We start from the raw sequence: 25,290 nt of genomic DNA on the forward strand, positions 1-25,290 counted from the left end.
GCCCCAACCTATCCCGCGTTACCGTGGCAGCACACCAAGCGGAGGAGATCGATGCGCACGTTCGCCGAGCTCGACGCGGAACTGGTGCGGTGCCGCGCGTGCCCGCGGCTCGTCGAATGGCGCGAGGGCGTGGCGGGGACGAAGGCCGCGTTCGCCGGGCAGGAGTACTGGGCGCGGCCGGTGCCCGGTTTCGGCGCGGAGGACGCCGCGCTGGCCGTCGTCGGGCTCGCGCCGTCCGCGCACGGGGCCAACCGCACCGGCCGGATGTTCACCGGCGATCCGTCCGGCGACTTCCTCTTCCGCGTGCTGTACGAGGTCGGTCTGGCGTCTCAGCCGGTGTCCGCTGCCATCGGCGACGGCCTCACGCTGCGCGGCACCCGGCTCGTGTCGCCGGTCCGCTGCGCGCCGCCGGAGAACCGGCCGACCCCCGCTGAACGGGACACCTGCCGGCACTGGCTGGCCGACGAGCTGGACCTGCTGCGCCCGACCCTGCGCTCGATCGTCGTGCTCGGCGCGTTCGGCTGGCAGGCGCTGCTGCCCGTGCTTTCCGCCGCCGGCTGGCCGGTGCCGAAACCGCGTCCGGCCTTCGCGCATGGCGCCCGGATGCAGGTCGGCGACCTCGCGGTGTTCGGCTGCTACCACGTGTCACCGCGCAATGTCCAGACCGGTCGTGTGACACAGCCCATGGTGGTGAGCGCGTTCACCGCCGCGGCCTCGGCGGCTGGGCTCATCTGAATCGTGACAACCAGCGTGGCGATGCTGGTCACAGCGGGGTGGGGTACCCGAGCGGAGCCGCTTCGGAAGTGCGACTATAGGTACATGGCTGCTGCGAAGTCGGAACCGACTCGGATCCTCGTCCTCGGTGGTGGATACGTCGGCCTGTACACCGCGTACGGGCTTCAGAAGATGCTGCGCGCCAACGAGGCCTCCGTGACCGTCGTTGACCCGCAGCCGCACATGACCTATGCCCCGTTCCTGCCCGAGGCGGCGGCCGGCGCGATCGAGCCGCGGCACGTGGTCGTGCCGCTGCGCCGCGTGCTGAAGCGCTGCCACGTGCTGACCGCGCGGGTCACGAAGATCGAGAACGAGCGCAAGGCCGTCACGGTCGAGGCGGCCGACGGCCACATCGAGACGCTGAACTACGACGTGCTCGTGGTCGCGCTCGGCGCCGTCGCGCGGATCCTGCCGATCCCCGGCCTCGCCGAGGAGGGCATCGCCTTCAAGACCATCGGCGAAGCGATCTACCTGCGCAACCACATCATGACCAAGCTGGACGAGGCCGCCAGCACGCTCGACCCCGAGCTGCGCAAGCGCCTGCTCACGTTCACCGTGGTCGGCGGCGGGTTCGCGGGCATCGAGGCGCTGGCCGAGCTCGAGGACATGACCCGCTTCGCGGTCGAGAACTACTACCCGAACATCAAGCCGGCGGACATCCGCTGGGTGATGGTCGAGGCGGCCGGGCGGATCCTGCCCGAGGTGCGCGAGACGCTGGGCGTGTACACGGTGCAGCAGCTGGAGAAGCGCGGCATCGAGGTCTACCTGTCGACCGCGGCGAAGTCGTTCGAAAACGGCCACGTCGTGCTCTCGGACGGCACCGAGTTCGACACCGACACGATCATCTGGACCGCGGGCGTGAAGGCCAACCCGGTCCTCGCCGGCTCGGACCTGCCGCTCGACAAGCGCGGCCGCGTCGAGGCCACCGCAGCGATGCAGGTGGTCGGCCACCCGGACGTCTGGACCGCGGGCGACAACGCGGCCATCCCGGACCTGTCGCGCACCGAACAGGACCCGACGGCGACCTGCCCGCCGAACGCCCAGCACGCGGTCCGCCAGGCCCGCCTGCTGGCGAAGAACATCATCAAGGTGATCCGCGGCGGACAGCCGAAGGACTACTTCCACAAGAACCTGGGCGCGGTCGCGAGCCTCGGCCTGCACAAGGGCGTGGCGGACGCGCTGAACCTGAAGATCAAGGGCTTCCCGGCGTGGCTCTTCCACCGCGCCTACCACCTCAAGGCGATGCCCACGTGGAACCGCAAGATCCGCATCCTGTTCGACTGGATGCTGGGCGGCCTGTTCCGGCGCGAGGTCATCTCGCTGGGGCAGATCAACAACCCGAAGGAAGAGTTCAACCGGGCCAGCAAGGGCTGAGCGGTTTTCCGATGAAGCCGGGTCGTCTTCGGGCGGCCCGGCTTTGTCGTGTGCGGGGGCGGGTTCGCTAGGGTGGGTGGGCCCCCGTAGCCCAATTGGCAGAGGCAGTCGACTTAAAATCGACCCAGTGCGGGTTCGAACCCCGTCGGGGGCACCGTTTATCGCCGCGCCCGGGTGTGCGCCGCCTGGTCGGTAAAGGTATGGACCACCCGGTTGGTGCGTTCGGTTGCCGGGCGGGTTTGCTGCTAATCGGGCTTGGGGCCGCCGCGGCGGTGTGCTTCGGCGGTCAAATGGCAGCCGGTCTCCACTCGTAGAGTGGTGTACTTGCCGGTGCCGAAGTGCAGGAGTGCGCCGTCGGGCTTGCCGTAGGCCACGGTGTGGCTGCCGGGTTGGTTGGTGAAGACCTTGGGCGTGGAGTTGAAGCCGTAGCCCGCGGCGATCTGGCCGACCAGAGCCTGGGCGCGGGACCAGTCGTTGTCGGGCAGGTTGCCGGGCGAGTCCCAGCGGGGCAGGCGCAACTCGCGACCGTCGGCGTCGAGACCGGGGTAGTCGTTGCCGCAGGTTCCTCCGCTGAGCTCGCCTCCTTGTTCCCAGGTGCGGCCGAATTCGGCGGTGAGCCGGTCACGGATGGCGGCGGTCATGGCGGTATAGGTGGCCTCGGCCTGGTCGATGTCGGGGAGCTTCATCAGTTGGGCGTAACCCTCGGGGGCTGTCTGGCCGCAGCCGCCGGTCAGGGCTAGTGCGAGGGCCAATGCCGCGAGGCGGGCGGCGGATCGAGGGCGTAGGGGCACGAGACGTTTCTACCGTCTTTCGGGCCGTTGATAGTCGGGCCGAGCCACGAGCTGCGGTTCCGGCCGGGGATCGTGCGGTTACCGGGCGCGGCGGCTCCGCAGTTCGACCAGCCAATCCCGTACCTGGCGGTCGTCGTGCAGGTAGGCACCGCCGGGGCCGTGGCGCAGGTCGATTCCGCAAAGAATGTCCAAGGCCCACCAGCTCAGCTCATCCCACGACAGACTGTCGTCGGTCAGCCAGCGGCAGGCCCATCGATCGACAGCGTCGCGGGTCATGCGTCGTTCGAGAAGCGCAACGAAATGTGCCTCGATCTCGTCGAGGTCCGGCTGCTTGCCAGCGGTCACTCGACAACCGTATGCGATGGGATCAGTGCACCTGGAGCACCAGCCGGAACCACAGGATTCCGTGGCGCCACCGGCTCGACGCGTGCATACGGTGCGCCCAACGGAGGACGCCGGTCTTCCTCGTCGCGGTTGGGCCACAGGGACATCGCGCGTTCGGCTTGGGCGGTGATCGTCAGGGATGGGTTGACGCCCAGGTTCGCGGAGATTGCCGAGCCGTCGACGATGTGGAGGCCTGGGTGGCCGTGGATGCGGTGGTAGGGGTCCAGGACACCGGTTGCCGGGTCGGGGGAGATGGCGCAGCCGCCGATGAAGTGGGCGGTCATGGGGATGTTCAGGATTTCTCCGGTGGTGCCGCCGGCGATGCCGTCGATTTTCTCGGCTACGCGGCGGGCCGCATCGTTTCCGGCGGGGATCCAGGTGGGGTTTGGCTCGCCGTGGCCGGGGCTGGAGGTCAGTTTGTGCCGTCCGGTGCGGGTGCGTTTGCTCGAGACCGTGATGGAATTGTCCAGGGTTTGCATCACCAGCAGGATGATGGTGCGTTCGGACCAGCGGCGCGGCGAGAACCAGGTGAGGTTGCGCGGGTTTTTGGCGAACGCGCCGAGCCAGGTGAGCCAGCGCGGGACTGGCTTGCCGCCGTCGGTGAGGGCGGTTTGCAGCAGCGACATCGCATTGCTGCCTTTGCCGTAGCGGCACGGTTCGATGTGCGTGTGCTCGTCGGGGTGGATGGACGACGTGATCGCGACGCCGTGGGTGAAGTCGACGTCCTTGCGTTTCGATTTCGCGCCCAGGATGGATTCCGAGTTCGTCCGGGTCAATCGGCCTAGGCTGGCGGAGATTCGGGGCAGTGCGCCGGTTTCGCGGGCTTGGTGGAGAAGTTTCTGTGTGTTGTAGGTGCCTGCGCTGAAGATCACGTCGCGGGCGAAGAAGGTGCGCACGTTTTTGCGGCGGCGCGGCGATTTTCCGGTGCGGACTGCGGTGACGAGGTAGCCGCCGTCTGTAGGGCGGACGTCGAGCACTGTGGTCATAGGGATGATGTTCGCGCCGCGTTTTTCGGCTAGGTAGAGGTAATTGCGGTCTAGCGTGTTCTTCGCGCCGACTCGGCAGCCGGTCATGCAGGAACCGCATTCGGTGCAGGTTTTGCGGGCTGGTCCGGCGCCGCCGAAGAATGGGTCTGGTACGGCGGTTCCGGCGGGGGTGTTCTTGTCGCCGAAGAAAACGCCGACTGGGGTGAGCCGGAAGGACGAGCCGACGCCCAGGTCGTCGGCGACTTCGCGGAGTACCTCGTCAGCCTTGGTGACAGTGGGGTTCTGGGTGACGCCGAGCATCCGGCGGGCCTGGTCGTAGTGCGGTTTCAGTTCGGCTTGCCAGTCGGTGACGTGCGCCCATTGCGGGTCCTCGAAAAACGGTGCGGGCGGTTCGTAGAGGGTGTTGGCGTAATTCAGGGAACCCCCGCCGACGCCTGCGCCGCCGAGGATGACGACGTCTCGGAGCAGGTGGATGCGCTGGATTCCATAGCAGCCGAGCCGCGGTGCCCACAGGAAATTCCGGACGTCCCAAGAGGTTTTGGGCAGCGTCTTCTCGGTACGGCGAGGTCCCGCTTCCAGTACGGTGACTCGGTAGTCCTTTTCGGACAGTCGCAGCGCGGCTACCGAGCCGCCGAAGCCGGAGCCGATCACGAGGACGTCGGTCTCTTCGCGGGGGTCGTTCATCGTTGTCCTCGCAGACGCGGTGGCGAACTCGTCACCCCGGAGTCTTCTCGCCAGGTCAGGCGCGGGGCATCGGTCCGCGGACCGGGAGGGTGGGGCCCGACTGGTCCCGCGGCACAAAAATCAGTCGACCGGCCGGAGCACTGCCGGACCGAGCAGCCGGCACGCCAGCAGCGCGACTTCGACGTCGATCCGTCCCTCGGACAGGGGACGGCCGCGTTCCTGCTCGGCCTTGCGCAGCCGGTACTGGATGGTGTTCTTGTGCAGGTGGAGCTCTTGCGCGGCGACCATCAGGCTGCTCCCGCTCGACAGGTACGCCCACACCGTCTCGCGCATCCGGTGGTGCCCCTCGTCGTCGTCGGCCAGCGCGCCGAGCACCGACTGGACCCAGCCCGCGACCGCCGACGGATCCGCCGCGACCAGCGCCAACGGTCCGAGTTGCGCCGCCGCGGTGACCGGGCGCGGCTGGGTCCGCTCGGTCATCTGCGCGACGGCTTCGGCTTGCCGGGCCTGCTGGTGGGTGGTGCGGAACCCGGCCAGCCCGTTCGCCGGGTCGCCCAGCGCGACGCGCACCGGGTCGGGTGAGCCGGCGAGCGCGGCGGACACCGCGTCGAGGTCGAGCGTCGCGGCCGGGAACCAGGCCCACACGGTCGAGGCGTCCGGGGCGACGACCAGCGGCGTGGCACCCAGGGCGTTCGCGAGCAGGGCCGCGTGTCGTTCGAGGGTGGTCAGCCGGGTGCTTTCGTCCAGCTCAGGGCCGCACCACAGCACCGCGCCGACGTGCCGGTCCGAGAGCGCGTAGCCGAGGGTTTTCTCGACGTCGGCGACGTCGACGGGCTTGCCGGACAGCGCTGCCTGCACCTTCGCGAGCCGGGCAGCGTTGCGGTGGCGCAGCCAGGTGTCGCGTTCCAGTTGGTAGGCCTCGACGACCTCCTCGGAGATCTTGTCGATGTAGGTGAAGGCGACCTGCGACAGTTCGGTGGCGGCGACCGCGACGTCCGCGGCCTCCACCGGCTCGGCGGCGATCCGGGCGATCATCTCCTGCTGGAAGGCCGCCTGGCCGAGCCGGTACGCGCGCAGCATCGCGGTGATCGGCACCCGCCGCTGGGCCAGCCGCCGGGCGAACTCCAGCGCGACCGGCGGCGCCCCGACGTCGACCGGTTCGGTCGTGCCGCCCAGCACGCTCAGCGCGGCGACCAGGTTCTCCCGGACCGTGCTGTCCAGCAGCTCAGCGGCCTGCGCGTCCGGCGCGAGCGAGGGCAGTTCGGCGGAGACCTCCGCCACGATCCGCGCGCGGAGCAGCGCGAGCTCGGCCAGGACCGAGTCCGCGACCTTGGCCAGCGTGGCGGCAGCCGTCGACGTCACAGGCAGCACCGTACGCCCGGTTCGTGCCCGAGACCCAACGCAGCCGAGCGTTTCGGTTTCGCGCACAGTGTCCCGCCGCCCGCGAATTCCTACCTTCAGGAAAACGACAGACCCGCGTGGAGGCCGCCATGAAGAAGTACCGCCTCGCCGGACCGAACGGCGAAACCGCCTGGCACGACCGGAAGCGGCACCTGTGGCTGCTCGGGCTCGTGGTGCCGCTGCTGCCGTTCGGCGCGATCGGATTGCACGCCGCGACCGGATCCGACGCCGTGCTGTGGCTCGGCCCGCTCGTCGTGCTGGTGCTCGTGCCGCTGATCGACCTCGTCGCCGGATACGACCACACCAACCCGCCGGACGAGGTGATGGAGGCGCTGGAGGAAGACCGCTATTACCGCTGGATCACCTACCTGTTCCTGCCGTTGCAGTACGCCGGTTTCGTGGCGGGTGCGTGGATGCTCGCGCGCGGCGAACTGTCCGTCGGGGGCAAAATCGGCCTCGCGATCACGCTGGGCACGGTCGCCGGAATCGCGATCAACACCGCGCACGAACTCGGCCACAAACGGGAAAGCACTGAGCGCTGGGCCGCGAAAATCGCGCTGGCGCAGTGTTTCTACGGGCATTTCTACATCGAGCACAATCGCGGCCACCACGTCCGCGTCGCCACTCCGGAGGATCCGGCGTCGAGCCGGCTGGGCGAAAGCTTCTACCGGTTCTGGCCGCGCACGGTCTTCGGTTCGCTGCGCAGTGCCTGGGGTGTCGAGCGGAAACGGTACGCCCGCAAGCAAAGTCACCCGTTCCGCCTCGGCAATGACGTGCTCAACGCGTGGCTGATGAGCGTGGTGCTGTGGGGTGTGCTGATCGCCTGGCTCGGCGTCGGGATCCTGCCGTATCTGGTGATTCAGGCGGTGTTCGGGTTCTCGCTGCTGGAGATCGTGAATTACATGGAGCATTACGGGATGCTGCGCAAGCAGGTCACCCACGGCGCCAAGACCCGGTACGAGCGGGTCACTCCGGCGCATTCCTGGAACTCCAACAACGTCGCGACGAATGTGCTGCTGTACCACCTGCAACGGCACAGCGATCACCACGCGAACCCGACGCGCCGGTTCCAGACTTTGCGCGACTTCAAGGAAAGCCCGGTTCTGCCGACCGGCTACACCGGGATGATGGTCGTCGCGCTGGTTCCGGCGTGGTTCCGCAAGGTGATGGACCCGCGCGTCTACCGGCATTTCGACGGCGATATCCGGCAGGCGAACGTGCAGCCGGGCAAACTCCCGTCGCTGCTGAAGAAATACCCGGTCGTCGCCGCTGCCGCGGACGAACCCGTCGCGGACACCCGGGTGAAACTGGCCGACGACGTGGACGCCGCGCGGTGCCCTGGCTGCGGCTACATCTACCGCGTCGCGGAGGGCAACGAGCTGGAGGGCTTCGCCGCGGGAACCGCGTGGTCGGAGATCCCGGACGACTGGACGTGCCCCGATTGCGGCGTGCGGGACAAGGTCGACTTCGTGCCCGTGGTGCGGGAGGCGGCGTGATGAAGATCGTCGCGGACCACGGCAAATGCGAAGGCCTCGGCATGTGCGAGGCGATGGCCGACCAGTTCTTCGAGGTCGGTGACGACGGAGTGGTGCAGGTCCTCGACGAGACGCCGCCCGAAGCGGAGCGGCACTTCGTCGATGCAGCGGTGCGCGCGTGTCCGGTCGCGGCGTTGCGGCTGCAGGATTGAGGCCCGGTGGAGACGGAGCTGCTGGGGCGGGCGCGGTCTGGCGACCAGGCCGCGTTCGCCGTCATCTACCGGGAACACGCGCCGCCGGTCTTCCGCTACCTGCGGATGCGGGTGCCGACGCCGACGGTCGCCGAAGACCTGACGAGCGAGGCTTTTCTGCGCGCGTGGCGGAAACTGCCGGACTTCCGGCCGGACGTCGGATCGTTCACCGGCTGGCTGTACACGATCGCCGACAACCTGCTGCGCGACCACCGCAAATCGGCCCGCTACCGGCGCGAACTCCTCGACGGGAAAGACCACGACGGACCGGACCTCCGCGGCGGAGCCGACCGGCTCGCGCTGGCCCGCATCGAAGCGGCGGCGCTGCGCCGGTGCCTGGCCGACCTCAGCGAACCGCAGCGCGAGTGCGTGCGGCTCCGGTTTTTCGCCGGACTGTCCGTCGCCGAGGTCGCCGAAACGATGAACAAGAACCCCAACAGCATCCGGGCGCTGCAGCACCGTGCGGTGCGCACGCTCGCGACGCTGCTGGCCGAGACCGAGAAGGCGTGAGGGCATGCACGGATTCCTCGAGATTTTCAAGATCATGGGACCACTGCTGGTGCTGATGCTGTGCCCGATCTGGCTTCCGCTGCTCGGAATGCTGATCGGGAAGCTCTCGGACGCCTTCTCCGGCGGTGGCAAGCGGGTCGAGCCCGCGCCTCGGATGGCGCGGGCCGAGGCGGGGAGCCGCGTTGGGCGGTGAGGTATAGCCGGGCAAACATGTCTCGGGCGGCAAAGAGCATTGGTCAGGCATTCCGGACTTTCTTAGCCTGACAGCGGGTCGAAGGTGCCGGACACCCGCTCAAAGGAGAGCCGAGATGACCGAATGCCAGCCTGTCACTGCCCAGCCGCCGTCCGGTCCGGTCATCGGCGAGCACAGCGACGACGGTCTGCTGCGGTTCCGCGGCGTGCGGTACGGCACCGCCGAGCGGTTCCAGCCGCCGCTGCCTGCCGCACCTCGCTCCGACGCCAGCCTGCCCGGACCGATCTGCCCGCAGCTCGGCTCGCGTCTGGAAGCCGCGATGGGGCCGCCGCGGGATGAACCGCCGCAGTCCGAGGACTGTCTCAACCTTGCCGTCGTGACGCCTGCGCTGACCGGCTCACGTCCGGTGCTGGTATGGCTGCACGGCGGCGGTTTCCTGAGCGGAGGCGGCACCCTTCCCTGGTACGACGGGGGACGGCTCGCCGCGGACGGCGACGTGGTGGTCGTGTCGGTCAACTACCGGCTCGGGGCGTTCGGCTACCTGGTCTGCGACGGCGTCAGCGAGGGCAATCTCGGCCTGGCGGACCAGGCGCTCGCGCTTGAATGGGTGCGCGACAACATCGCGGCGTTCGGCGGTGACCCGGGCAATGTCACCCTCTTCGGGCAGTCCGCGGGCGCGCTGTCGACGCTCGCCTTGTTGTCCAAACCGGACAGTCGTCCGCTCATCCGCCGGGCGATCGTCCAGAGTTCTCCGGACCCCGGGATCATTCAGAAACGTGCGACGGCGCTGGAGATCGGCCAGTATTTCGCCGACGCGGTCGACGGCGACCCAGCTACCGCTTCGGTGGACCAGTTGCTGGCCGCTCAGCTGCGCACTCTCCGTTGGAATGCCGCGAAGGACCCGACGTCGACCCGGCCGCCGTTCGGGCTGGTCGATCTGGACGTGCGACTGTCCGATCCGTTGCCGGACTTGATGATCGGATACACCACGCGGGAGTGTGCGGCGTTCGCGATCGGGCTGCCGGACGACGGCATCCGGCAAGCGATCCTCGACCAGACCGATCCGCTTTTCGGTCGTCCGGCGCGTGAGCTGGCACAGCAATACGGCGCGTACTCCTACGAATTCGACTGGGCTCCGGAACACGGCGGCTACGGAGCGATCCACTGTCTCGAGCTGCCGTTCCTGTTGGGCACTCCGGAATCCTGGCGGGGGAGCCCGATGCTGGGCGACACCAGCTGGGCCGAGGTCGAACGCCTCGGTGCCCAAATGCGCTTGCGGTGGACGGAATTCGCGCGATCGGGCTCGCCGGGACCGCGGGGCAGCGTCCGGATCGGGAATTCCCCTCAGACACTGGAGAACACGCCATGAGCAAGAGCATTCATTGGCCCGTCGTCCTGCTCTGCTTCCTCGCTGTCCTGCTGGACGGCTTCGACACCGCCGCACTGTCGTTCACGATCCCGACGCTGTCGCATGAATGGGGTGCGGTTCCCGCCGCCTTCACCCTGCCGTTGGTGCTGACCAACATCGGGGTCGTCATGGGATACCTGGCCGCGGGTTACATCGGTGCCCGGATGAAGGCGCGGTCCGTCGTGCTCACCGGCGTCCTGATCTTCGCGGGCGCGACCGTGCTGACCGCCGCGATCCTGCACCTGAAGTCCATGCCAGTCTTCGCGGCGGCACGCCTGGTCACGGGGCTGGGCCTCGGGCTGGTGCTGCCCGCCGGGGTGTCGCTCGCGACGAAACACAGCGCGGAAGGCCGCCGGGAACTGGTCTCGGTGGCGGTGACCCTCGGGCTCGCTTCCGGGAGCAGCCTCGGCGGGTTCTTCGGCGGGAAACTGCTGCACAGCGTCGGGTCGGCCGGGGTCTTCTACGTCGCCGGGCTGGCTCCGTTGGTGCTGGCTGCGGTCATGGCCGTGGTGCTGCCCGCTCGCGAGCCGTCGGTGGAGAGCAGCGCGAAGCAAGAAGCCAAGGTGAGCAGGCTGTTCGGACCGGGGCTGCGCCTGCCGACGTCGCTCATCTGGGCGTTCTCGTTCCTCATCTTCATCACCGCGTACGTGCTGATCTCCTGGGTTCCGACGCTGCTCACCGGATACGGTTTCGCGGCTGGAAAGGCCCCGCTGGGACTTGCGTTCCTCACCCTGGGCGGCATCGCGGGCGGCTTGGTGCTCATTCCGCTGGCCGCGCGGATCGGGATCGCCCGCGCGCTGATCCTGATGCCCGCGATCGGGGCGGTGTGCATGGTTCTCGTCGCCACCGTGCCGGTCGGCGAGACGCTGCTGTTCGTGCTGCTCGCCGGTGCCGGTTTCGGGGTCACGGCCGGGCAGATCGGCCAGCTGACCCTCGCGGTCTCGATCTATCCCGCCCACACTCGCACCACCGGCGTTGGCTGGGCCGCGGCGCTGGGGCGGATCGGGTCGATCGTCGGACCGGGCGTCGCGGGTTTGCTGCTCGCGCTGGCTTTGTCGGCGCAGACGATCGTCCTGGTGACCGCCGTTCCGGTGCTGGTCGCAATCGCTTGCGCGGTCGGGTTGAGCCGGGTGCGGCCGAAGGCGAGGAAGGAACGCGATGGCGCACTGGTTCGATCTCGGTGACGTCGCGGTCGTTCCCCTCGTCGAGGACGACCGGCTGCTGATCGAGCCCGGGGAGTTCTTCCCGGGACTTGAACCGGACCTGTCCGACTGGTACGCCCAGGAGCCGTGGTTCGACCGGGCGGCGGGGAAGCTGGTCTTCGTCATCCAGTCGTTCCTCGTCTGCTCGGCGGACGAGGTGCTGGTGGTCGACGCGTGCGTCGGGGCGGGGAAGGACCGCCAGCGCGCGGAGTTCGACCAGCTGCCCGACCGGTGGATGCGGCAATTCCTCGCGACCGGGCTGCGGCCCGTGGACGTCGACGCGGTGGTATTCACCCACTTGCACACCGATCACGTCGGGGCCGCCACTGTGCAGCGGGAACCGGTGTTTCCGGATGCCCCGCACTTCGTGGTCGAGGAGGAGCTCCGGTACTGGTCGAGCGAGGCTGGCGGGGCGGCGATGCGCCGGACTGGGGACTACCTGACCGACAGCGTGCTGCCGATCGAGCAGGCTGGCCAGCTCAGTTTTGTCGCTCCGGACGCGGTGGTCGGCAAGCACGCCGAACTCGTTCCCGCTGCTGGGCACACGCCGGGGAACGTGTGCGTGCGGGTGCGCGGCAGTGCCGGGACTGTGCTGCTTGCCGGCGACACGATGCACCACGGGGTGCAGATCCGGCATCCGGAGCTGAGCACGAGGTACTGCGTTGATCCGGAGCAGGCGGCACGGGTCCGGAGCCGCCTGCTTGCGGCCGCGGAGGATTCGGTCCTGCTCCCGACGCACTTCCCGGCACCCTCGGCGGGGAGGGTCCGGCGTGGTCAGGAGGGGCGTGGCGGGTACGGCTTCACGTTCGCGGCTGACTTGGTCCGGGACGGGCGGTTCCGGTATCGGGAGTGGCTGGGGTAGCGCTGGGGTGTCGTGAGTGTTTGTGCCGGTTAGAACCGGCATGAACACTCACGACACCTGATCGACCCGGCGGCGGAGCAGGCAGAACACGTTCCCTTCCGGGTCCGCGAGCACGTGCCACGACTCCTCCCCGGTCTGCCCGACGTCGGCGGGCCGCGCACCGGCCGCGAGCAGGCGTTCCAGTTCGGCGTCCTGGTCCCGGTCGGTCGGGTTCACGTCCAGGTGCAGCGGCAGTTTCGCCGGTTTCGGGTCGGTGCTGCGGCTGAGGATCAAGGTGGGCTGCGGGCCGCCGAAACCGGCTTCGGGCGGGCCGATTTCGAGGTCCTCGCCGTCCCAGCCGAGTTCGACGTAGCCGAGGACTTCGCACCAGAAATCACCCATCCGTTGCGGGTCGGCGCAGTCGAGGACGAGTTCGGTGATCCGGCAGGCCATGTGCGCGAGCTTAGGGCCCACGCGCACCCCGGCCCAGCGAATTCCGGTTTGTGCGCGCGGATAGATCTGCCGCCCCGGATTCGTCCGCGCGCACGAACGTACTGCCCGGGAAACCTCCTAGGGTCGCCAGCAGCGAGGCGAGGAGGCAAGCATGCGGACACTGCTGCGTGGCGGTCGCGTCATCGACCCGGCTACGGGCTTCGACGGTACGGCTGACGTGCTGGTATCCGACGGCGAGGTGATCGCGGTCGGACCGGGACTGCCGAGCGCGGACGACCAGGTCGAGATCGACGTCGCCGGGTACATCGTGGGACCGGGGTTCATCGATCTGCACAGCCACGTGCATTCGATCGCGGGACAGCGGCTGCAGGCGATGGACGGCGTCACGACGGCGCTCGACCTCGAGGCCGGGCTGATGCCGGTCGAACGGGCCTACGCCGAGGCCGCCGCGGCGGGGCGTCCGCTGCACTACGGCTTCTCGGCTTCGTGGGGTTCCGCGCGGGCGAAGGTGCTCGCGGACATCGAGCCGGACGCGAACATCAACACCGGGCTTTCCGTGCTCGGCAATCCGGCCTGGCAGCGGTCGTCGTCGAAGACCGAGCTGGCCGCCTGGCTGTCCCTTGTGGAGGGTGAGCTGGCGGCGGGCGCGCTCGGCGTCGGCGTGCTGCTCGGGTACGCGCCGGCCAGCGATCCGGCGGAGTTCCTGGCTTTGGCGAAGCTCGCCAAACAGGCCGAGGCGCCGACGTACACGCACGTCCGCGAGCTGGTCGAGGTCGATCCGGGCACGCCTGCCGACGGGTCGGAGGAGATCGCGATCGTTGCCGCCGAGACCGGTGCGGCGATGCACCACTGCCACGTCAACAGCACTTCCGGACGGCATGTCGACCGCGTGCTCGCCGCGTTGGAGTCGGGCCGCTCCGCCGGATCGCGGGTGACGGTCGAGGCCTATCCGTACGGCGCGGGCAGCACCGCGGTCGGCGCGTTCTTCATCTCGCCGGAGCGGTTGAAGATGAAGGGGCTCAACCCGACTCGCGTGATCCTGCTGGAGACCGGTGAACGGATCGCGGACGAAGGCCGGTTGCTGCAGGTCCGAGCCGAGACGCCAGGTGCGCCGTGCATCCTGGAGTTTCTCGACGAGGAAGACCCGGTGGACCGCGCGCTGCTGCACCAGACACTCGCGTTCCCGGACTCGATCGTCGCGAGCGACGCCATGCCGGTGTACTGGCAGAACGGGGCGAACGAATCCACCGAATGGCCGTTGCCGCCTGGTGGCGCGACGCATCCGCGGACGGCGGGGACGTTCTCGAAGTCGCTGCGGCTGATGGTGCGCGAGGCTGGGGTCTGGACCTGGCTGGAGGCGTTCCGGCGTTGCTCCTACCTTCCGGCGCGGGTGCTTGACGAGGTCGCGCCCGGTGCGCGGACCAAGGGCCGGTTGAACGTCGGCGCGGACGCGGACATCGTCGTCCTCGATCCGGCCACGATCACCGACACCGCAACGTATTTCGACGCGACCCGGCCGGCGGTCGGCGTGCGGCACTTGTTCGTCGCGGGCACCCCGGTGGTGCGTGACGGGCAGCTGCTCACCGACGCGTTCCCCGGCCAGCCGCTGCGAGGTGAGCCGCGATGACCGAGTTCAATGTGGACGCTCTGCTCGCCGATATCGAAACGTTGGTGTGCTGTGAATCCCCATCGTCCGACCTCGACGCGGTGGCGCACAGCGCAGACGTGCTGACCGGCGTCGGCAAGGCCTTGCTTGGCGTGGAACCGGAGCGGATTGTCCTGGACGGACGGACGCATCTGCGCTGGCGGTTCGGTGACGGTCCGCCGCGGGTGCTGCTGCTCGGTCACCACGACACGGTCTGGCCGATGGGCTCGCTGGAGACGCATCCGTTCTCCGTGCAGGACGGGGTCTTGCGCGGTCCGGGTTGCTTCGACATGAAGACCGGCGTCGTGATGGCGCTGCACGTCGCGGCTTCGCTGACAGACCGAAGTGGACTGTCCATTTTGGTCACCGGCGACGAGGAACTGGGTTCGCCGTCGTCGCGGGGGCTGATCGAGGAAGAGGCGCAGGGCTGTGCGGCGGCGTTCGTGCTGGAGGCATCGGCGGACGGCGGCGCGATCAAGACCCGGCGCAAAGGCGTGTCCCACTACCGGATCGAGGTGATCGGACGGGCCTCGCACGCCGGTCTCGAGCCGGAAAAGGGGATCAACGCCGGGATCGAGATCGCGCATCAGGTGCTCGCGGTCGCCGCGCTCGCCAGTCCGGAGCGGGGAACCAGCGTCGTGCCGACGGTGCTTTCGGCTGGTACCACAGTGAATACCGTTCCCGCCGCCGCCGCGGTTGAGGTCGACGTACGCGTGTGGGACGAACAAGAGCAGCTTCGCGTCGACCGTGCGGTGCGCGCGTTGCAACCGGTGCTGGAAGACGCGCAAGTCCGGGTCGCCGGCGGCATCAACCGGCCGCCGCTCGACGCGGTCTCGTCGGCCGCGTTGTACGGCCTGGTCAAGGAATTGGCTGCGGAACTGGGCTTGCCGGAATTGACCGAGGCGGCCGTCGGCGGTGCTTCGGACGGCAATTACACCGCCGGACTGGGCGTACCGACGCTCGACGGTCTCGGTGCGGTCGGCGGCGGCGCGCACGCTGACCACGAACATGTCCTGGTCGAGGAATTGCCGCGGCGGACGGCGTTGCTGGCCGCGCTGGTGGAGAACGTGCTGACGAAGGGGAGTCCGTCGGTTCCGACGAATCCGACCGGCGATTCTGGTCGAGCACGACGGTGACTCTTCGGGGGAAGCCGGGAAAGGATCATCCCGTGACGAATCTTGCGATGAACACGGAAAGACCCGTCGCGGCGGAAACGTGCGACGAGGCGGTCGCGGCCGCTCAGGCGGCAGCCGCCGCTTCGGGGGTCGAAGTCCGGGAAATCACCGAGATCGCGGAAATGACCGCGGTCGGGGTGCTGTTCGAGACGATCTGGCGGTCCGCGCCAGGAACCCGGCCGGTGACCACGGAACTGCTGCGCGCGCTGTCGTCGGCGGGGAATTACGTGGCAGGTGCGTTCGCCGACGGGGAAATGCTCGGCGCCTGCGTCGGCTTTTTCGGAAATCCCGGAAAAGGCAGCCTGCACAGTCACATCGCCGGAGTTTCCAAGGCCGGTGCCGGTCGCGGAATCGGGTACGCGCTGAAATTGCATCAGCGCGGCTGGGCGCTGGCGCAGGACGTCTCGGCGATCAAATGGACCTTCGATCCGCTGGTGCGCCGCAACGCCTATTTCAACCTCGGCAAACTCGGCGCGCTCCCGGTGCGGTACCTGCGGGACTTCTACGGGCCGATGGCGGACGGCATCAACGGTTCCGGCGACACCGATCGGCTGATGGTGTCCTGGGACCTGGCCAGTCCGTCCGTGCGGACCGCCGCGTTCGGCGAACCGATCCGCACGGACGCGAAGGTTTTGCTCGACCAAGGCGCGGCAGTGGCGCTCGAAGTGGCCGGGGACGGCGGTCCGGCCGACGGCAAAGCGGACGCCCCGGTGGTGCTCGTCGCGGTACCGCCGGACATCGAAGGCTTGCGCACCACCGATCTCGGCAAGGCGGACGCGTGGCGGGCCGCGCTGCGCGAATCGCTCGGCGGGCTGATGGCCGCCGGCGGCCGGGTGACCGGCTTCGACCGAGCCGGCTTCTACGTGATCTCCAAGGAGGAGCAGTGAAACTCAGCGGTGTGGAACTGCGCCGGGTGCAGATGCCGCTCGTCGCCCCGTTCCGGACTTCGTTCGGCACTCAGTCCGTGCGCGAGCTGTTGCTGCTGCGCGCGGTCACGCCGGCGGGCGAGGGCTGGGGCGAATGCGTGACGATGGCCGGACCGGTGTACTCGTCGGAGTACAACGACGGCGCGGAACACGTGCTGCAGCACCACTTGATCCCGGCGCTGCTGGCCGCGGAAGACGTCACCGCGGCGAAGGTGACGCCGCTGCTGGCGAAGTTCAAGGGCCACCGGATGGCCAAGGGCGCGCTGGAAATGGCGGTGCTCGACGCCGAACTGCGCGCGCACGAGCGGTCCTTCGCCGCCGAACTCGGGTCGGTGCGCGATTCCGTGCCCTGCGGCGTTTCCGTCGGGATCATGGACACCATTCCGCAGCTGCTCGACGTCGTGGGCGGGTACCTCGACGAGGGCTACGTGCGGATCAAGCTCAAGATCGAGCCCGGCTGGGACGTCGAGCCGGTGCGCGCGGTCCGCGAACGCTTCGGCGACGACGTGCTGCTGCAGGTCGACGCGAACACCGCCTACACCCTCGGCGACGCGCCGCAGCTGGCCAAGCTCGACCCGTTCGGCCTGCTGCTGATCGAGCAGCCGCTGGAAGAGGAGGACGTGCTCGGCCACGCCGAACTCGCCCGGCGGATCCAGACCCCGATCTGTCTCGACGAGTCGATCGTGTCGGCGCGCGCGGCGGCGGACGCGATCAAACTGGGCGCGGTCCAGATCGTGAACATCAAACCCGGCCGCGTCGGCGGTTACCTGGAAGCGCGGCGGGTGCACGACGTGTGCGCGGCGCACGGGATCCCGGTGTGGTGCGGCGGGATGATCGAGACCGGCCTCGGCCGGGCGGCGAACGTCGCGCTGGCCTCGCTGCCGAACTTCACCCTGCCCGGCGACACCTCGGCGTCCGGCCGGTTCTACCGGACCGACATCACCGAGCCGTTCGTGCTGGACGGCGGGCACCTGCCGGTGCCGACCGGACCGGGACTCGGCGTGGCGCCGATTCCGGACCTGCTCGACGAGGTGACCACGGCAAAGGTGTGGATCGGTTCGTAGCCCGCTACGAATTCCGGAGGTAGATTTGGTCGGATCGGACCAGCCGGTCCAGGCGAGGCCGGATCTACCTTCGGGGGGTGCTGACACCGGTGCCGAGCAAGCCGCACACGAGTCTGGGACGCGTCCTCGAAGCGCTCGGGGACGTGCTCCTCGAACCGGTCGCGGTCGGCCGCGACACGCGCCGCCACCTCGGCGGGGTGGTGATCCACGATCCGCACGACGACGCGGAGTTCCCGGCGCAGGCGGTGGTCCTCGGCGTCGGGGTCCGCGAATCCGACGAGATCGTGCAGCTCGTGCACGCCGTCGCCGCGCGTGGGGCGACCGCGCTGGTCGTGCGGTCGCCGGTCGCCGCCTCGACGGAACTCGTGCGAGCGGCTAATTCCTCCGGGGTCGCGCTGCTCGGGCTCGCCAGCGGCGCGTCCTGGGCACAGCTGGCCGCCATGCTCCGCACGCTGCTCGCCGAGGGCGACGTCGGCGATGTTTCCCCGCAGACACTCGGCGGGATGCCATCCGGCGATCTTTTCGCCCTCGCCAACGCCATCGCCGCGCTGCTCGACGCGCCGGTCACCATCGAGGACCGCAACTCGCGCGTGCTCGCGTTCTCCGGCCGTCAGGACGAGGCCGACCCCTCGCGCGTCGAGACGATCCTCGGCCGCCAGGTGCCCGAACGGTTCACTCGCGAGCTGGAGAAGGACGGCGTTTTCGAGCGGCTCTACCGCGATCAGGGCCCGGTTTACGTCTATCCGGGAGACGGCTACGACAAGAAGATCGTCATGCCGCGCGCGGCGCTCGCGGTCCGGGCCGGTGACGAAGTGCTCGGGTCGATTTGGGCCGCTGTCGACAAAGAGCTAAGCGAAGAACGTACCGCGGCGTTGATCGACGCTTCGAAAATCGTTGCGCTGCACATGCTTCGGCTCCGCGCGGGCGCCGACGTCGAACGCCGGTTGCGGGCCGATCTGGTCAGCACCGCGCTCGAAGGCGGTTCCGGGGCGCAGGAAGCCATCGCGCGGCTCGGGTTGCTGGGACAGCCGACGATCGTGCTCGCCATGGGCTTGCTCGAGGCGCCCGACGACGACCTCCGGCTGGTCGCGGAACGCCAGCGGGTCGCCGACGCGTTCGCCATGCACCTCAGCGCGGTCCAGCCCCGATCGGCGGTAGCGCTCGTCGGCGACGTCGCCTACGGCATCGTCCCGATGCCCGGGAACCACGGCGATTGCCGCGAACGCTCGGTACGCGTCGCGTCGACCTTCCTGGAACGCACCGGCCGCCGGGTCGCCGCGGCGATCGGCATCGGCCCGCTGGCTCTCGACGGATCCGGGTTGCGCGCGTCTCGCGACGGGGCCGACCGTGCGTTGCGGGTGTTGCTCACCAACGGCGGCTCGAAGCGGGTGATCGCCGCCGAGGACGCGCACATCGAGGCGCTGATGCTGGAGCTGGCCGACCTTTCCGCGGCGCGCGGCGACGTCGCGACGGGGCCGATCGCGCGGTTGCTGGAGTACGACACCAAACATCAGTCCCAGCTCGTGCACACGTTGCGGTGCTGGCTCGATTCGTTCGGGGACATCAGCGCGGCTTCGGCGGCGGCGTACGTGCATCCGAGCACGTTCCGGTACCGGTTGCGCCGGCTCGCCGAGGTCGGCGGGATCGACCTCGACGATCCGGGGGACCGGTTCGCGGCGATGGTGCAACTGCACTTGCTGCCGCGCATCGAGAAGCCCGAAGAGGCCTGAGTCTTGCTCTCCTGACGGGAAACGGACCGCGACCTTCCCGCGAACGCAGCAACCCCGGCCCCGGCCCCCGCCGAGACAATGGGAGACCGGCAGGCGGCGATTCCCGGTTCACGCCAAGAACTTCCTGCCCGAAGTGTCCACTGTAGACAGGAGGGTCATGGCTACCGCATCCGAAACGATCGCCCGCCGCGCCGAGGAGGTCGGCGTCGAGGTCCGGCTGCACGCCGCCGAGGTCGACGGGACCCGAAGTCTCGGCATCGGCGAGGACGTCCCGGTCGTCCCCGCGTCGGTGTTCAAGGTCCCGATCGCGCTGGAGCTGGCGCGTCAGGCCGCCGAAGGAACGCTCGATCTGGGCGCCCCCGTCACCGTCGAACCCGGGCACCCGACGCCGAGTCCGTACGGTCTCGCCACCTTCCGCCACGAAGTCCGGATGTCCTGGCACGATTTGGCGATCCTGATGATCGGAATCAGCGACAACGTCGCCACCGACCTGATTCTCGCCGAGGTCGGCAAAGACGCGGTGAATAGCACTTTGCGCCGCCTGGGATTCACGCGGACTGTCGTGCCGCAGGACTGCGGCGAACTGCTCGCCACGATCGGCGAAGATCTGGGTGTCTCGTACGAGGACGACGAACGGGCGCTCGCCGAACTGACCTACGAACAGGTTTCCGGGTTGCGCGCGCTGCAACCGGAAAAATCCTGTCGCACCACCGCCGCCGAAATGACCCGCTTGCTGGGACTGATCTGGCGCGACGAAGCGGCCGCGCCGGAGGCGTGCGCGGACGTCCGCCGCTGGATGGAACTGCAGGTGTGGCCGCATCGCCTGCGTTCCGGATTTCCGGACGACGGGATCCGCACGAGCGGCAAAACCGGCACGTTGCCCGCCGTGCGCAACGAGGTCGGCGTGGTCGAGTACCCGGACGGCGGCCGGTACTCCGTAGCCGTGTTCACCCGCGCCGAAGACTCCCGTTCCCGGGTGCCCGAGCGCGACGCGTTCATCGGTTTCGCCGCCGCGACGGCGGTGGAGTCGCTGCGCACGGCCTGATTCGTCGGAGCGGAGGAACTTTCCCCGCGCTCTCCTCGGTCCGGACGAACAAGTGACGTCCGCCACCGACCTAGCATTTCCGAAACGCCGGTCCACCATCCCTCGGACAGAAGGTGCACATGTCGAAAATTTCCGAAATCGAGACCTGGCTTCAGGAGAATTTCGCCGCTTTGCTGGCCAAGCATCAGGTTCCCGGAGCCGCGATCGCGGTGCTCGCCGACGGCGAGGTGATCGACCACGCGGCGGGCGTCGTGAACAAGGGCACCGGCGTGGAGTCCACTGTGGACTCGGTATTCCAGATCGGGTCGATCACCAAGGTGTGGACGACCACGCTGGCCATGCAGCTGGTCGACGAGGGCAAGCTGGACCTCGACCGGCCGGTGCGGGATTACCTGCCGGAGTTCGTGCTCGGCGACGACGAGGCCGCGGCGGCGATCACCGTCCGCCAGCTGACCTGTCACACCGCCGGTTTCGAGGGCGACATCTTCACCGACACCGGACCCGGCGACGACTGCGTGGAGAAGCTCGTCGCGACGCTGTCCGACGTGCCGCAGCTCTTCCCGCCGGCTGAGCGGTTCTCCTACAACAACGCCGGTTACTGCGTCCTCGGCCGCGTCATCGAGGTGCTGCGCGGCAAGTGCTGGGACGACTGCGTGCGCGACCACCTCTTCGCGCCGCTCGGCCTGACCCATGCGGCGTCCGGTCCGTACGACGCGATCCGTTACCGCGCCGCGATCGGTCACGTCACCCCGCAGCCCGGCGACGACCCGGTGCCCGCGCCGGTCTGGGCGCTCACCCGCTCGAACTCGCCGGCCGGGTCGACGCTCGCGATGCGCCCGCGCGACCTGCTGACCTTCGTCCGGATGCACCTGAACGACGGCAAGGCCGACGACGGCACCCAGGTCTTGCAGCCGGAGTCGCTGCTCGCGATGCGCGAAGCGCAGGTGGACGTGCCTTACCTCGGTATGTCCGACCACTGGGGCCTCGGCTGGATGCTCTTCGACTGGGACGGCGGCAAGGTGATCGGCCATGACGGCGGCACCATCGGCCAGTCGGCCTTCCTGCGCGTGGTTCCGGAGAAGGGCGTGGCGGTCGCGCTGCTGACCAACGGCGGTCAGCCGATGAACGTGTACCAGGAGATCTTCGCGAAGCTGCTGGACGAACTCGCGGGCGTCACTGTTCCGGCACGACCCGAGCCGAACCCCGCGGCCGCTCCGGCCGACTTTTCCCGGTACGTGGGCGAGTACACCTCGATGGTCGCCGACACCGTCGTCAGCGAGGAAGACGGCAAGCTCTGGATGGAACGCACCCCGAAGGGAATCTTCGCCGAGATCGGCGCGCCTTCGGGGAAGGAAGAACTGCTGCCGTGCCAGGGCGACACGTTCGTCGCGAAAACCGAGCAGATGCCAGGTGTCTACCTGGCACACGCATTCGTCGGGGACGACGGCAACGGCCGCGCGCAGTTCCTCCACACTGGACGCGCGGACCGACGGGTCTCCCAGTGAGCGGGATCCGCGAGCGGATCGAGGCCGTCTTCGCCGACGCCGGCGCGGAAGGGTTCCTGCACGCCCGGGAAATCGGCGTGCCGGGTCCGGAAGTGTCGGCGGGCGGGGACGACCCGGTCGTCCTCGCGTCGGTGTTCAAGATCCCGGTGGCACTCGCCTACGCCCGCGAGGTCGCCGCCGGACGGCTGGACGACACCGAACGGACGAAGGTGACCGCGCGGTACCGGATCGGCGGCATCGGCACCGCGGGCTGCGCCGACGACGTCGAGATGAGCTGGCGCGACCTCGCGCACTTCATGCTCACGATGAGCGACAACGCCGCGACCGACGTGCTGTACCACCGGCTCGGCCAGGAAACGGTGGACCGGGTGCTGAACGACCTCGGCCTCGAGCGCACCCGGCTGATCGGCTGCTGCGAGGACCTGTTCGCGTCGGTCGTCTCCGATCTCGGCGGCACGCCGGAGTCCGATCTCGAAGCTCTGCTCGGCGGGGCCACGCCGGAGCAGCTGGACAAGCTGTCGGTCCGGGATCCGGAACGCACCACGTCGTCCACCCCGCGCGAGATCACCGAATTGCTCGAAGCGATCTGGACCGACCGCGCGGGCGAACCCGAAGCGTGCGAACGGGTCCGCACGATCATGGCGCAGCAGATCTGGCCGCACCGGCTGTCGTCGGGCTTCCCGTCCGGCGTCGCGATCGCGGCGAAAACCGGGACGCTGCCCGGAATCCGCAACGAAGCAGGCGTGGTGACCTTGGGGGACGGCCGCCGGTTCGCGGTCGCGGTGTTCACTCGCGCGCATTCTCTCGAAGACCGCCTTCCCGCGGTCGACGCGTCCATCGGCACCGCCGCCCGGCTGGCTGTCGACCACCTCCAGAGCGCGACCCCGTAGGAGAAATCCCATGAAAACTGCCCGGCTCACCGCCGCGATGGCGGGCGTGGTGGCCTTGACCGTGAGCGCGTGCGGGGGATCAGCGCAATCCGGGACGGACCGGACCGCGAACCAGAAACTGGTCGACGGCAAGACCTTCACCTTTGCCCTGCCGACCGATCCGGGAACGCTCGACCCGGCGATCACCGTGTTGTCGGCCGCTCGCAATCTCGACGGGTTCCTCTACGACGCCCTGATCAATCTCGACGCCAAGGGCGAGCCGGAGGCGGCGCTCGCGGAGAAGTGGGAAGCGGATACGACCACCGCTTCGTTCACCCTGCGCAAGGGCGTCACCTGCTCCGACGGCAGTCCGCTGACCGCGGCCGACGTGGCGGCGAACATCAACTTCATCGGCGACCCGGCGAACAAGTCGCCGCTGGCGGGCGTCACGGTGAAGAGCGGCACCAAAGCGGTCGCCGGCGAGGGCACGGTCAAGATCACCAGCGGTGCGCCGGACGCGTTCCTGCTCCGCAACATCGCCGGTCTGCCGATCGTCTGCGCCAAGGGACTGGCCGACCGGAAAACGCTCGCCAAGGGCGAGAACGGCACCGGCATGTTCACCGTGTCCGAGATCGTCCCGAACGACCACTACACGCTGACCCGGCGCAAGGACTACACGTGGGGTCCCGGCCAGTTCGACCCGAAGCAGAAGGGCTTGCCGGACAAGGTCACCATCCGGGTCGTCCCGAACATGACGACGACGTCGAACCTGCTGCTGTCCGGCGAGGTCAACGCCGCCGCGATCACCGGGCAGGACCAGCAGCGGCTGCGCGCGCAGCGGCTGTTCCACGCCGACCTCGTCGTCCCGTTCGGCGAGTTCTTCTTCAACCAGGCGCCCGGCCGGGTCGGCGCCGACCAGGCGATGCGCCGCGCGCTGACCCAGGCCATCGACCTCGCCCAGGTCGCGAAGGTGCTGACCCGGGACGGCAGCGCTCCGGTCAAGGGCATGGTCACCGAGGAGCCGCGGCCGTGCGGCGGCGATTCGGCCACCGGGAAGATCCCCGGCTTCGACGTGGCCGCGGCCAAGGCGGCGCTCGACGCGGCGGGGTGGAAACCGGGACCGGACGGCATCCGCGTGAAGGACGGGAAGCGGCTGGCGCTGACCGCGATCTACGGCACGCAGGCCGGCCCGACGATGGCTCCCGGCGCGGAACTGATGCAGCAGGGCTGGAAGGCCGTCGGCGTCGACGTCACGCTCAAGGGCCTCGACAGCCCGGGCATCAGCCAGGCGCTGTTCGCCACCGGCGAGTGGGACATCTCGATGGCTCCGCTCGGCCTCACCCTGCCCAGCCAGCTCGTGCCGTTCGTGTCCGGCGGGGAACCGCCGCAGGGCACCAACTTCGCGCACATCAAGAACCCGCAGTACGACGCGCTGGTCGCGAAGGCGGCTTCGCAGGCCGGTACGGCGGGCTGCGCGGATTGGACGGCCGCGGAGGCGGCGCTGTTCGAGAAGCAGGACGTCGTCCAGTTCGCGAATTCGGTGGTCCCGACCTTCGGCAGCAACGCGAAGTTCGAGATCGCCAGCGGCTACCTCAAGCCGTCCACCATCCGGATGTACTCCTGATGACCGGCGCCATCGCCGTCGCGGGCCCGAAGGTCAGTCCCTGGCTGACCTTCGGCGCCCGCCGCCTCGGGCGATTCGTGGTGTCGCTGTGGGTGCTGGTGACCATGGCGTTCCTGATGATCCAGCTGATCCCGGGCGATCCGGTGCGCGCCGCGCTCGGCCTGACCGCGCCGATCGAGCTGATCAACGCCCGGCGCGCCGCGCTTGGGCTGGACCATCCGCTGTGGCAGCAGTACCTCGACTATTTCGGCGGCCTGTTCCGCGGTGATTTCGGCACGTCGATGCTGACCGGGCAGCCGGTCTCCGACGTCATCTCCGACCGGCTCCCGGCGACCCTGCAGCTGGCGTTGCCCGCGTTCGTGGTGGTCATCGGGCTGGCGATCCCGATCGGGCTGACGTTCGCCGTGCTGACCCGCGGCGGCCGCCGCCGCGGCGCCGAGCTGGGCTTCACCTCGACCACCGTGCTGTTCGCCGCGATCCCGGAGTTCCTGGTCGCGGTGGCGCTGGTGGCGTTCTTCGCGGTGCAGCTCGGCTGGTTCCCGGTGGCCGGACACGACGGCGCGGGTTCGCTGGTGCTGCCGATCATCGCGCTGGCGCTGGGGCCGACCTCGACGCTGTCCCGGATCGTCCGGGTGGAGACGCTTTCCGTGCTGGGCAACGATTTCGTCCGCACCGCGCGGGCGAAACGGCTTCCCGCGCGGATCGTCTACCTGCGGCACGCGCTGCCGAACGCGCTGACCGCGACCCTGACGCTCGGCGGGCTGATGCTCACCAGCCTCGTCGCGGGCACCGTGCTGGTGGAGAACGTGTTCGCCTGGCCGGGCCTCGGTTCGACGATCTCGCAGTCCATTCTGCAGAAGGATTACCCGCTGGTGCAGGGAATCGTGCTCGTGTACGGCATCGGCGTGCTGCTGGTGAACCTCATCGTGGACCTGCTGCTCGCGGTACTCGATCCGCGTTCGACGATCCGGGAGAACTGA

General features: G+C 69.0%; 24 protein-coding genes and 1 tRNA gene. 20 read left to right on the forward strand and 5 right to left on the reverse strand.

All coding sequences use genetic code 11. The features are described from left to right. Positions 1-51: 51 nt before the first annotated feature. The 3 genes from EIZ44_RS28615 (at position 52) to EIZ44_RS28625 (ending at position 2,302) form a co-directional block, all read left to right on the forward strand. Positions 52-735 (forward strand): uracil-DNA glycosylase, encoded by a 684-nt coding sequence (locus EIZ44_RS28615; RefSeq protein ID WP_134732369.1) that lies wholly within the window; start codon positions 52-54, stop codon positions 733-735. Positions 736-819: 84 nt separating this feature from the next. Beyond that, a complete protein-coding gene (locus tag EIZ44_RS28620; RefSeq protein WP_043836597.1) occupies positions 820-2,148 on the forward strand; it encodes an NAD(P)/FAD-dependent oxidoreductase in 1,329 nt (442 codons plus the stop codon). Positions 2,149-2,228: 80 nt separating this feature from the next. Next, positions 2,229-2,302: transfer RNA gene (locus EIZ44_RS28625), tRNA-Leu, on the forward strand. A gap of 91 nt (positions 2,303-2,393) precedes the next feature. Here the strand turns inward: EIZ44_RS28625 and EIZ44_RS28630 are convergent. The 4 genes from EIZ44_RS28630 to EIZ44_RS28645 all read right to left on the reverse strand — a co-directional run bounded on the left by EIZ44_RS28630 (position 2,394) and on the right by EIZ44_RS28645 (position 6,355). After that, on the reverse strand, positions 2,394-2,939 hold the full coding sequence (locus EIZ44_RS28630) for an LppA family lipoprotein (RefSeq protein ID WP_276323753.1): 546 nt from the start codon (positions 2,937-2,939) through the stop codon (positions 2,394-2,396). 78 nt (positions 2,940-3,017) lie between these two features. Then, positions 3,018-3,284 (reverse strand): YxzC family protein, encoded by a 267-nt coding sequence (locus EIZ44_RS28635; RefSeq protein WP_134732373.1) that lies wholly within the window; start codon positions 3,282-3,284, stop codon positions 3,018-3,020. Further along, positions 3,281-4,993, reverse strand: coding sequence for a GMC oxidoreductase (locus EIZ44_RS28640; RefSeq protein ID WP_134732375.1), 1,713 nt, complete (start codon positions 4,991-4,993; stop codon positions 3,281-3,283). Before EIZ44_RS28640 ends, EIZ44_RS28635 begins: the two co-directional genes overlap by 4 nt. 120 nt (positions 4,994-5,113) lie before the next feature. After that, positions 5,114-6,355 (reverse strand): PucR family transcriptional regulator, encoded by a 1,242-nt coding sequence (locus EIZ44_RS28645; RefSeq protein WP_240691440.1) that lies wholly within the window; start codon positions 6,353-6,355, stop codon positions 5,114-5,116. A gap of 128 nt (positions 6,356-6,483) precedes the next feature. Between EIZ44_RS28645 and EIZ44_RS28650 the strand changes: the two genes are divergently transcribed. The 7 genes from EIZ44_RS28650 to EIZ44_RS28680 all read left to right on the forward strand — a co-directional run bounded on the left by EIZ44_RS28650 (position 6,484) and on the right by EIZ44_RS28680 (position 12,295). Beyond that, positions 6,484-7,890, forward strand: coding sequence for a fatty acid desaturase (locus EIZ44_RS28650; protein WP_134732379.1), 1,407 nt, complete (start codon positions 6,484-6,486; stop codon positions 7,888-7,890). Then, positions 7,890-8,081, forward strand: a complete 192-nt coding sequence (locus EIZ44_RS28655) for a ferredoxin (protein ID WP_134732381.1) — start codon at positions 7,890-7,892, stop codon at positions 8,079-8,081. Before EIZ44_RS28650 ends, EIZ44_RS28655 begins: the two co-directional genes overlap by 1 nt. 6 nt (positions 8,082-8,087) lie before the next feature. Further along, on the forward strand, positions 8,088-8,630 hold the full coding sequence (locus EIZ44_RS28660; RefSeq protein WP_134667498.1) for an RNA polymerase sigma factor: 543 nt from the start codon (positions 8,088-8,090) through the stop codon (positions 8,628-8,630). Positions 8,631-8,634: 4 nt separating this feature from the next. Beyond that, entirely contained in the window at positions 8,635-8,823 is a 189-nt protein-coding gene (locus EIZ44_RS28665) for a hypothetical protein (protein ID WP_043836617.1), read from the forward strand. Positions 8,824-8,938: 115 nt separating this feature from the next. Then, positions 8,939-10,192 carry a carboxylesterase family protein gene (locus tag EIZ44_RS28670; RefSeq protein ID WP_134732383.1) on the forward strand — a complete coding sequence of 418 codons (1,254 nt, stop codon included), beginning with the start codon at positions 8,939-8,941 and terminating at the stop codon, positions 10,190-10,192. Beyond that, positions 10,189-11,415 (forward strand): MFS transporter, encoded by a 1,227-nt coding sequence (locus tag EIZ44_RS28675; RefSeq protein WP_043836619.1) that lies wholly within the window; start codon positions 10,189-10,191, stop codon positions 11,413-11,415. The genes EIZ44_RS28670 and EIZ44_RS28675 overlap by 4 nt, the downstream gene beginning before the upstream one ends. Then, entirely contained in the window at positions 11,390-12,295 is a 906-nt protein-coding gene (locus EIZ44_RS28680) for an MBL fold metallo-hydrolase (RefSeq protein ID WP_134732385.1), read from the forward strand. Before EIZ44_RS28675 ends, EIZ44_RS28680 begins: the two co-directional genes overlap by 26 nt. Before the next feature lie 48 nt (positions 12,296-12,343). Here the strand turns inward: EIZ44_RS28680 and EIZ44_RS28685 are convergent, their stop codons facing one another. Further along, the gene (locus EIZ44_RS28685; RefSeq protein ID WP_043836622.1) at positions 12,344-12,727 is read right to left on the reverse strand and encodes a VOC family protein; all 384 of its coding nucleotides are present in this window, start codon (positions 12,725-12,727) and stop codon (positions 12,344-12,346) included. Between the two features lie 151 nt (positions 12,728-12,878). Between EIZ44_RS28685 and EIZ44_RS28690 the strand changes: the two genes are divergently transcribed. The 10 genes from EIZ44_RS28690 (at position 12,879) to EIZ44_RS28735 (ending at position 25,290) form a co-directional block, all read left to right on the forward strand. After that, complete coding sequence (locus tag EIZ44_RS28690) at positions 12,879-14,354, forward strand: amidohydrolase family protein (protein WP_134732387.1); 1,476 nt, start codon at positions 12,879-12,881, stop codon at positions 14,352-14,354. Then, a complete protein-coding gene (locus EIZ44_RS28695; RefSeq protein ID WP_240691441.1) occupies positions 14,351-15,508 on the forward strand; it encodes a M20 family metallopeptidase in 1,158 nt (385 codons plus the stop codon). The genes EIZ44_RS28690 and EIZ44_RS28695 overlap by 4 nt, the downstream gene beginning before the upstream one ends. Before the next feature lie 47 nt (positions 15,509-15,555). Further along, entirely contained in the window at positions 15,556-16,434 is an 879-nt protein-coding gene (locus EIZ44_RS28700; protein WP_200864447.1) for a GNAT family N-acetyltransferase, read from the forward strand. Beyond that, the gene (menC, locus tag EIZ44_RS28705; RefSeq protein WP_043836628.1) at positions 16,431-17,537 is read left to right on the forward strand and encodes an o-succinylbenzoate synthase; all 1,107 of its coding nucleotides are present in this window, start codon (positions 16,431-16,433) and stop codon (positions 17,535-17,537) included. Before EIZ44_RS28700 ends, menC begins: the two co-directional genes overlap by 4 nt. A gap of 77 nt (positions 17,538-17,614) precedes the next feature. Continuing rightward, the gene (locus tag EIZ44_RS28710) at positions 17,615-19,267 is read left to right on the forward strand and encodes a PucR family transcriptional regulator (protein ID WP_037820415.1); all 1,653 of its coding nucleotides are present in this window, start codon (positions 17,615-17,617) and stop codon (positions 19,265-19,267) included. A 157-nt stretch (positions 19,268-19,424) separates the two neighbouring features. Then, complete coding sequence (locus EIZ44_RS28715) at positions 19,425-20,312, forward strand: serine hydrolase (protein WP_134732389.1); 888 nt, start codon at positions 19,425-19,427, stop codon at positions 20,310-20,312. Positions 20,313-20,431: 119 nt separating this feature from the next. Next, complete coding sequence (locus tag EIZ44_RS28720) at positions 20,432-21,817, forward strand: serine hydrolase (protein ID WP_134732391.1); 1,386 nt, start codon at positions 20,432-20,434, stop codon at positions 21,815-21,817. After that, positions 21,814-22,707, forward strand: a complete 894-nt coding sequence (locus EIZ44_RS28725; RefSeq protein ID WP_134732393.1) for a serine hydrolase — start codon at positions 21,814-21,816, stop codon at positions 22,705-22,707. The genes EIZ44_RS28720 and EIZ44_RS28725 overlap by 4 nt, the downstream gene beginning before the upstream one ends. Before the next feature lie 10 nt (positions 22,708-22,717). Then, on the forward strand, positions 22,718-24,310 hold the full coding sequence (locus EIZ44_RS28730) for an ABC transporter substrate-binding protein (RefSeq protein ID WP_134732395.1): 1,593 nt from the start codon (positions 22,718-22,720) through the stop codon (positions 24,308-24,310). Further along, positions 24,310-25,290, forward strand: coding sequence for an ABC transporter permease (locus tag EIZ44_RS28735; protein WP_134732397.1), 981 nt, complete (start codon positions 24,310-24,312; stop codon positions 25,288-25,290). The genes EIZ44_RS28730 and EIZ44_RS28735 overlap by 1 nt, the downstream gene beginning before the upstream one ends.

Source organism: Amycolatopsis nivea, assembly GCF_004522235.1.
GTDB lineage: Bacteria > Actinomycetota > Actinomycetes > Mycobacteriales > Pseudonocardiaceae > Amycolatopsis > Amycolatopsis nivea.

Bases quoted from the DNA above. Each gene is read 5' to 3' on its own strand.
- EIZ44_RS28640 (WP_134732375.1), bottom strand. From the start codon at position 4,993: ATGAACGACCCCCGCGAAGAGACCGACGTCCTCGTGATCGGCTCCGGC.
- EIZ44_RS28690 (WP_134732387.1), top strand. From the start codon at position 12,879: ATGCGGACACTGCTGCGTGGCGGTCGCGTCATCGACCCGGCTACGGGC.
- EIZ44_RS28620 (WP_043836597.1), top strand. From the start codon at position 820: ATGGCTGCTGCGAAGTCGGAACCGACTCGGATCCTCGTCCTCGGTGGT.
- EIZ44_RS28665 (WP_043836617.1), top strand. From the start codon at position 8,635: ATGCACGGATTCCTCGAGATTTTCAAGATCATGGGACCACTGCTGGTG.
- EIZ44_RS28685 (WP_043836622.1), bottom strand. From the start codon at position 12,727: ATGGCCTGCCGGATCACCGAACTCGTCCTCGACTGCGCCGACCCGCAA.
- EIZ44_RS28730 (WP_134732395.1), top strand. From the start codon at position 22,718: ATGAAAACTGCCCGGCTCACCGCCGCGATGGCGGGCGTGGTGGCCTTG.
- EIZ44_RS28615 (WP_134732369.1), top strand. From the start codon at position 52: ATGCGCACGTTCGCCGAGCTCGACGCGGAACTGGTGCGGTGCCGCGCG.
- EIZ44_RS28720 (WP_134732391.1), top strand. From the start codon at position 20,432: ATGTCGAAAATTTCCGAAATCGAGACCTGGCTTCAGGAGAATTTCGCC.
- EIZ44_RS28670 (WP_134732383.1), top strand. From the start codon at position 8,939: ATGACCGAATGCCAGCCTGTCACTGCCCAGCCGCCGTCCGGTCCGGTC.
- EIZ44_RS28680 (WP_134732385.1), top strand. From the start codon at position 11,390: ATGGCGCACTGGTTCGATCTCGGTGACGTCGCGGTCGTTCCCCTCGTC.
- EIZ44_RS28700 (WP_200864447.1), top strand. From the start codon at position 15,556: ATGAACACGGAAAGACCCGTCGCGGCGGAAACGTGCGACGAGGCGGTC.
- EIZ44_RS28695 (WP_240691441.1), top strand. From the start codon at position 14,351: ATGACCGAGTTCAATGTGGACGCTCTGCTCGCCGATATCGAAACGTTG.
- EIZ44_RS28650 (WP_134732379.1), top strand. From the start codon at position 6,484: ATGAAGAAGTACCGCCTCGCCGGACCGAACGGCGAAACCGCCTGGCAC.
- EIZ44_RS28735 (WP_134732397.1), top strand. From the start codon at position 24,310: ATGACCGGCGCCATCGCCGTCGCGGGCCCGAAGGTCAGTCCCTGGCTG.
- EIZ44_RS28715 (WP_134732389.1), top strand. From the start codon at position 19,425: ATGGCTACCGCATCCGAAACGATCGCCCGCCGCGCCGAGGAGGTCGGC.
- EIZ44_RS28675 (WP_043836619.1), top strand. From the start codon at position 10,189: ATGAGCAAGAGCATTCATTGGCCCGTCGTCCTGCTCTGCTTCCTCGCT.
- EIZ44_RS28655 (WP_134732381.1), top strand. From the start codon at position 7,890: ATGAAGATCGTCGCGGACCACGGCAAATGCGAAGGCCTCGGCATGTGC.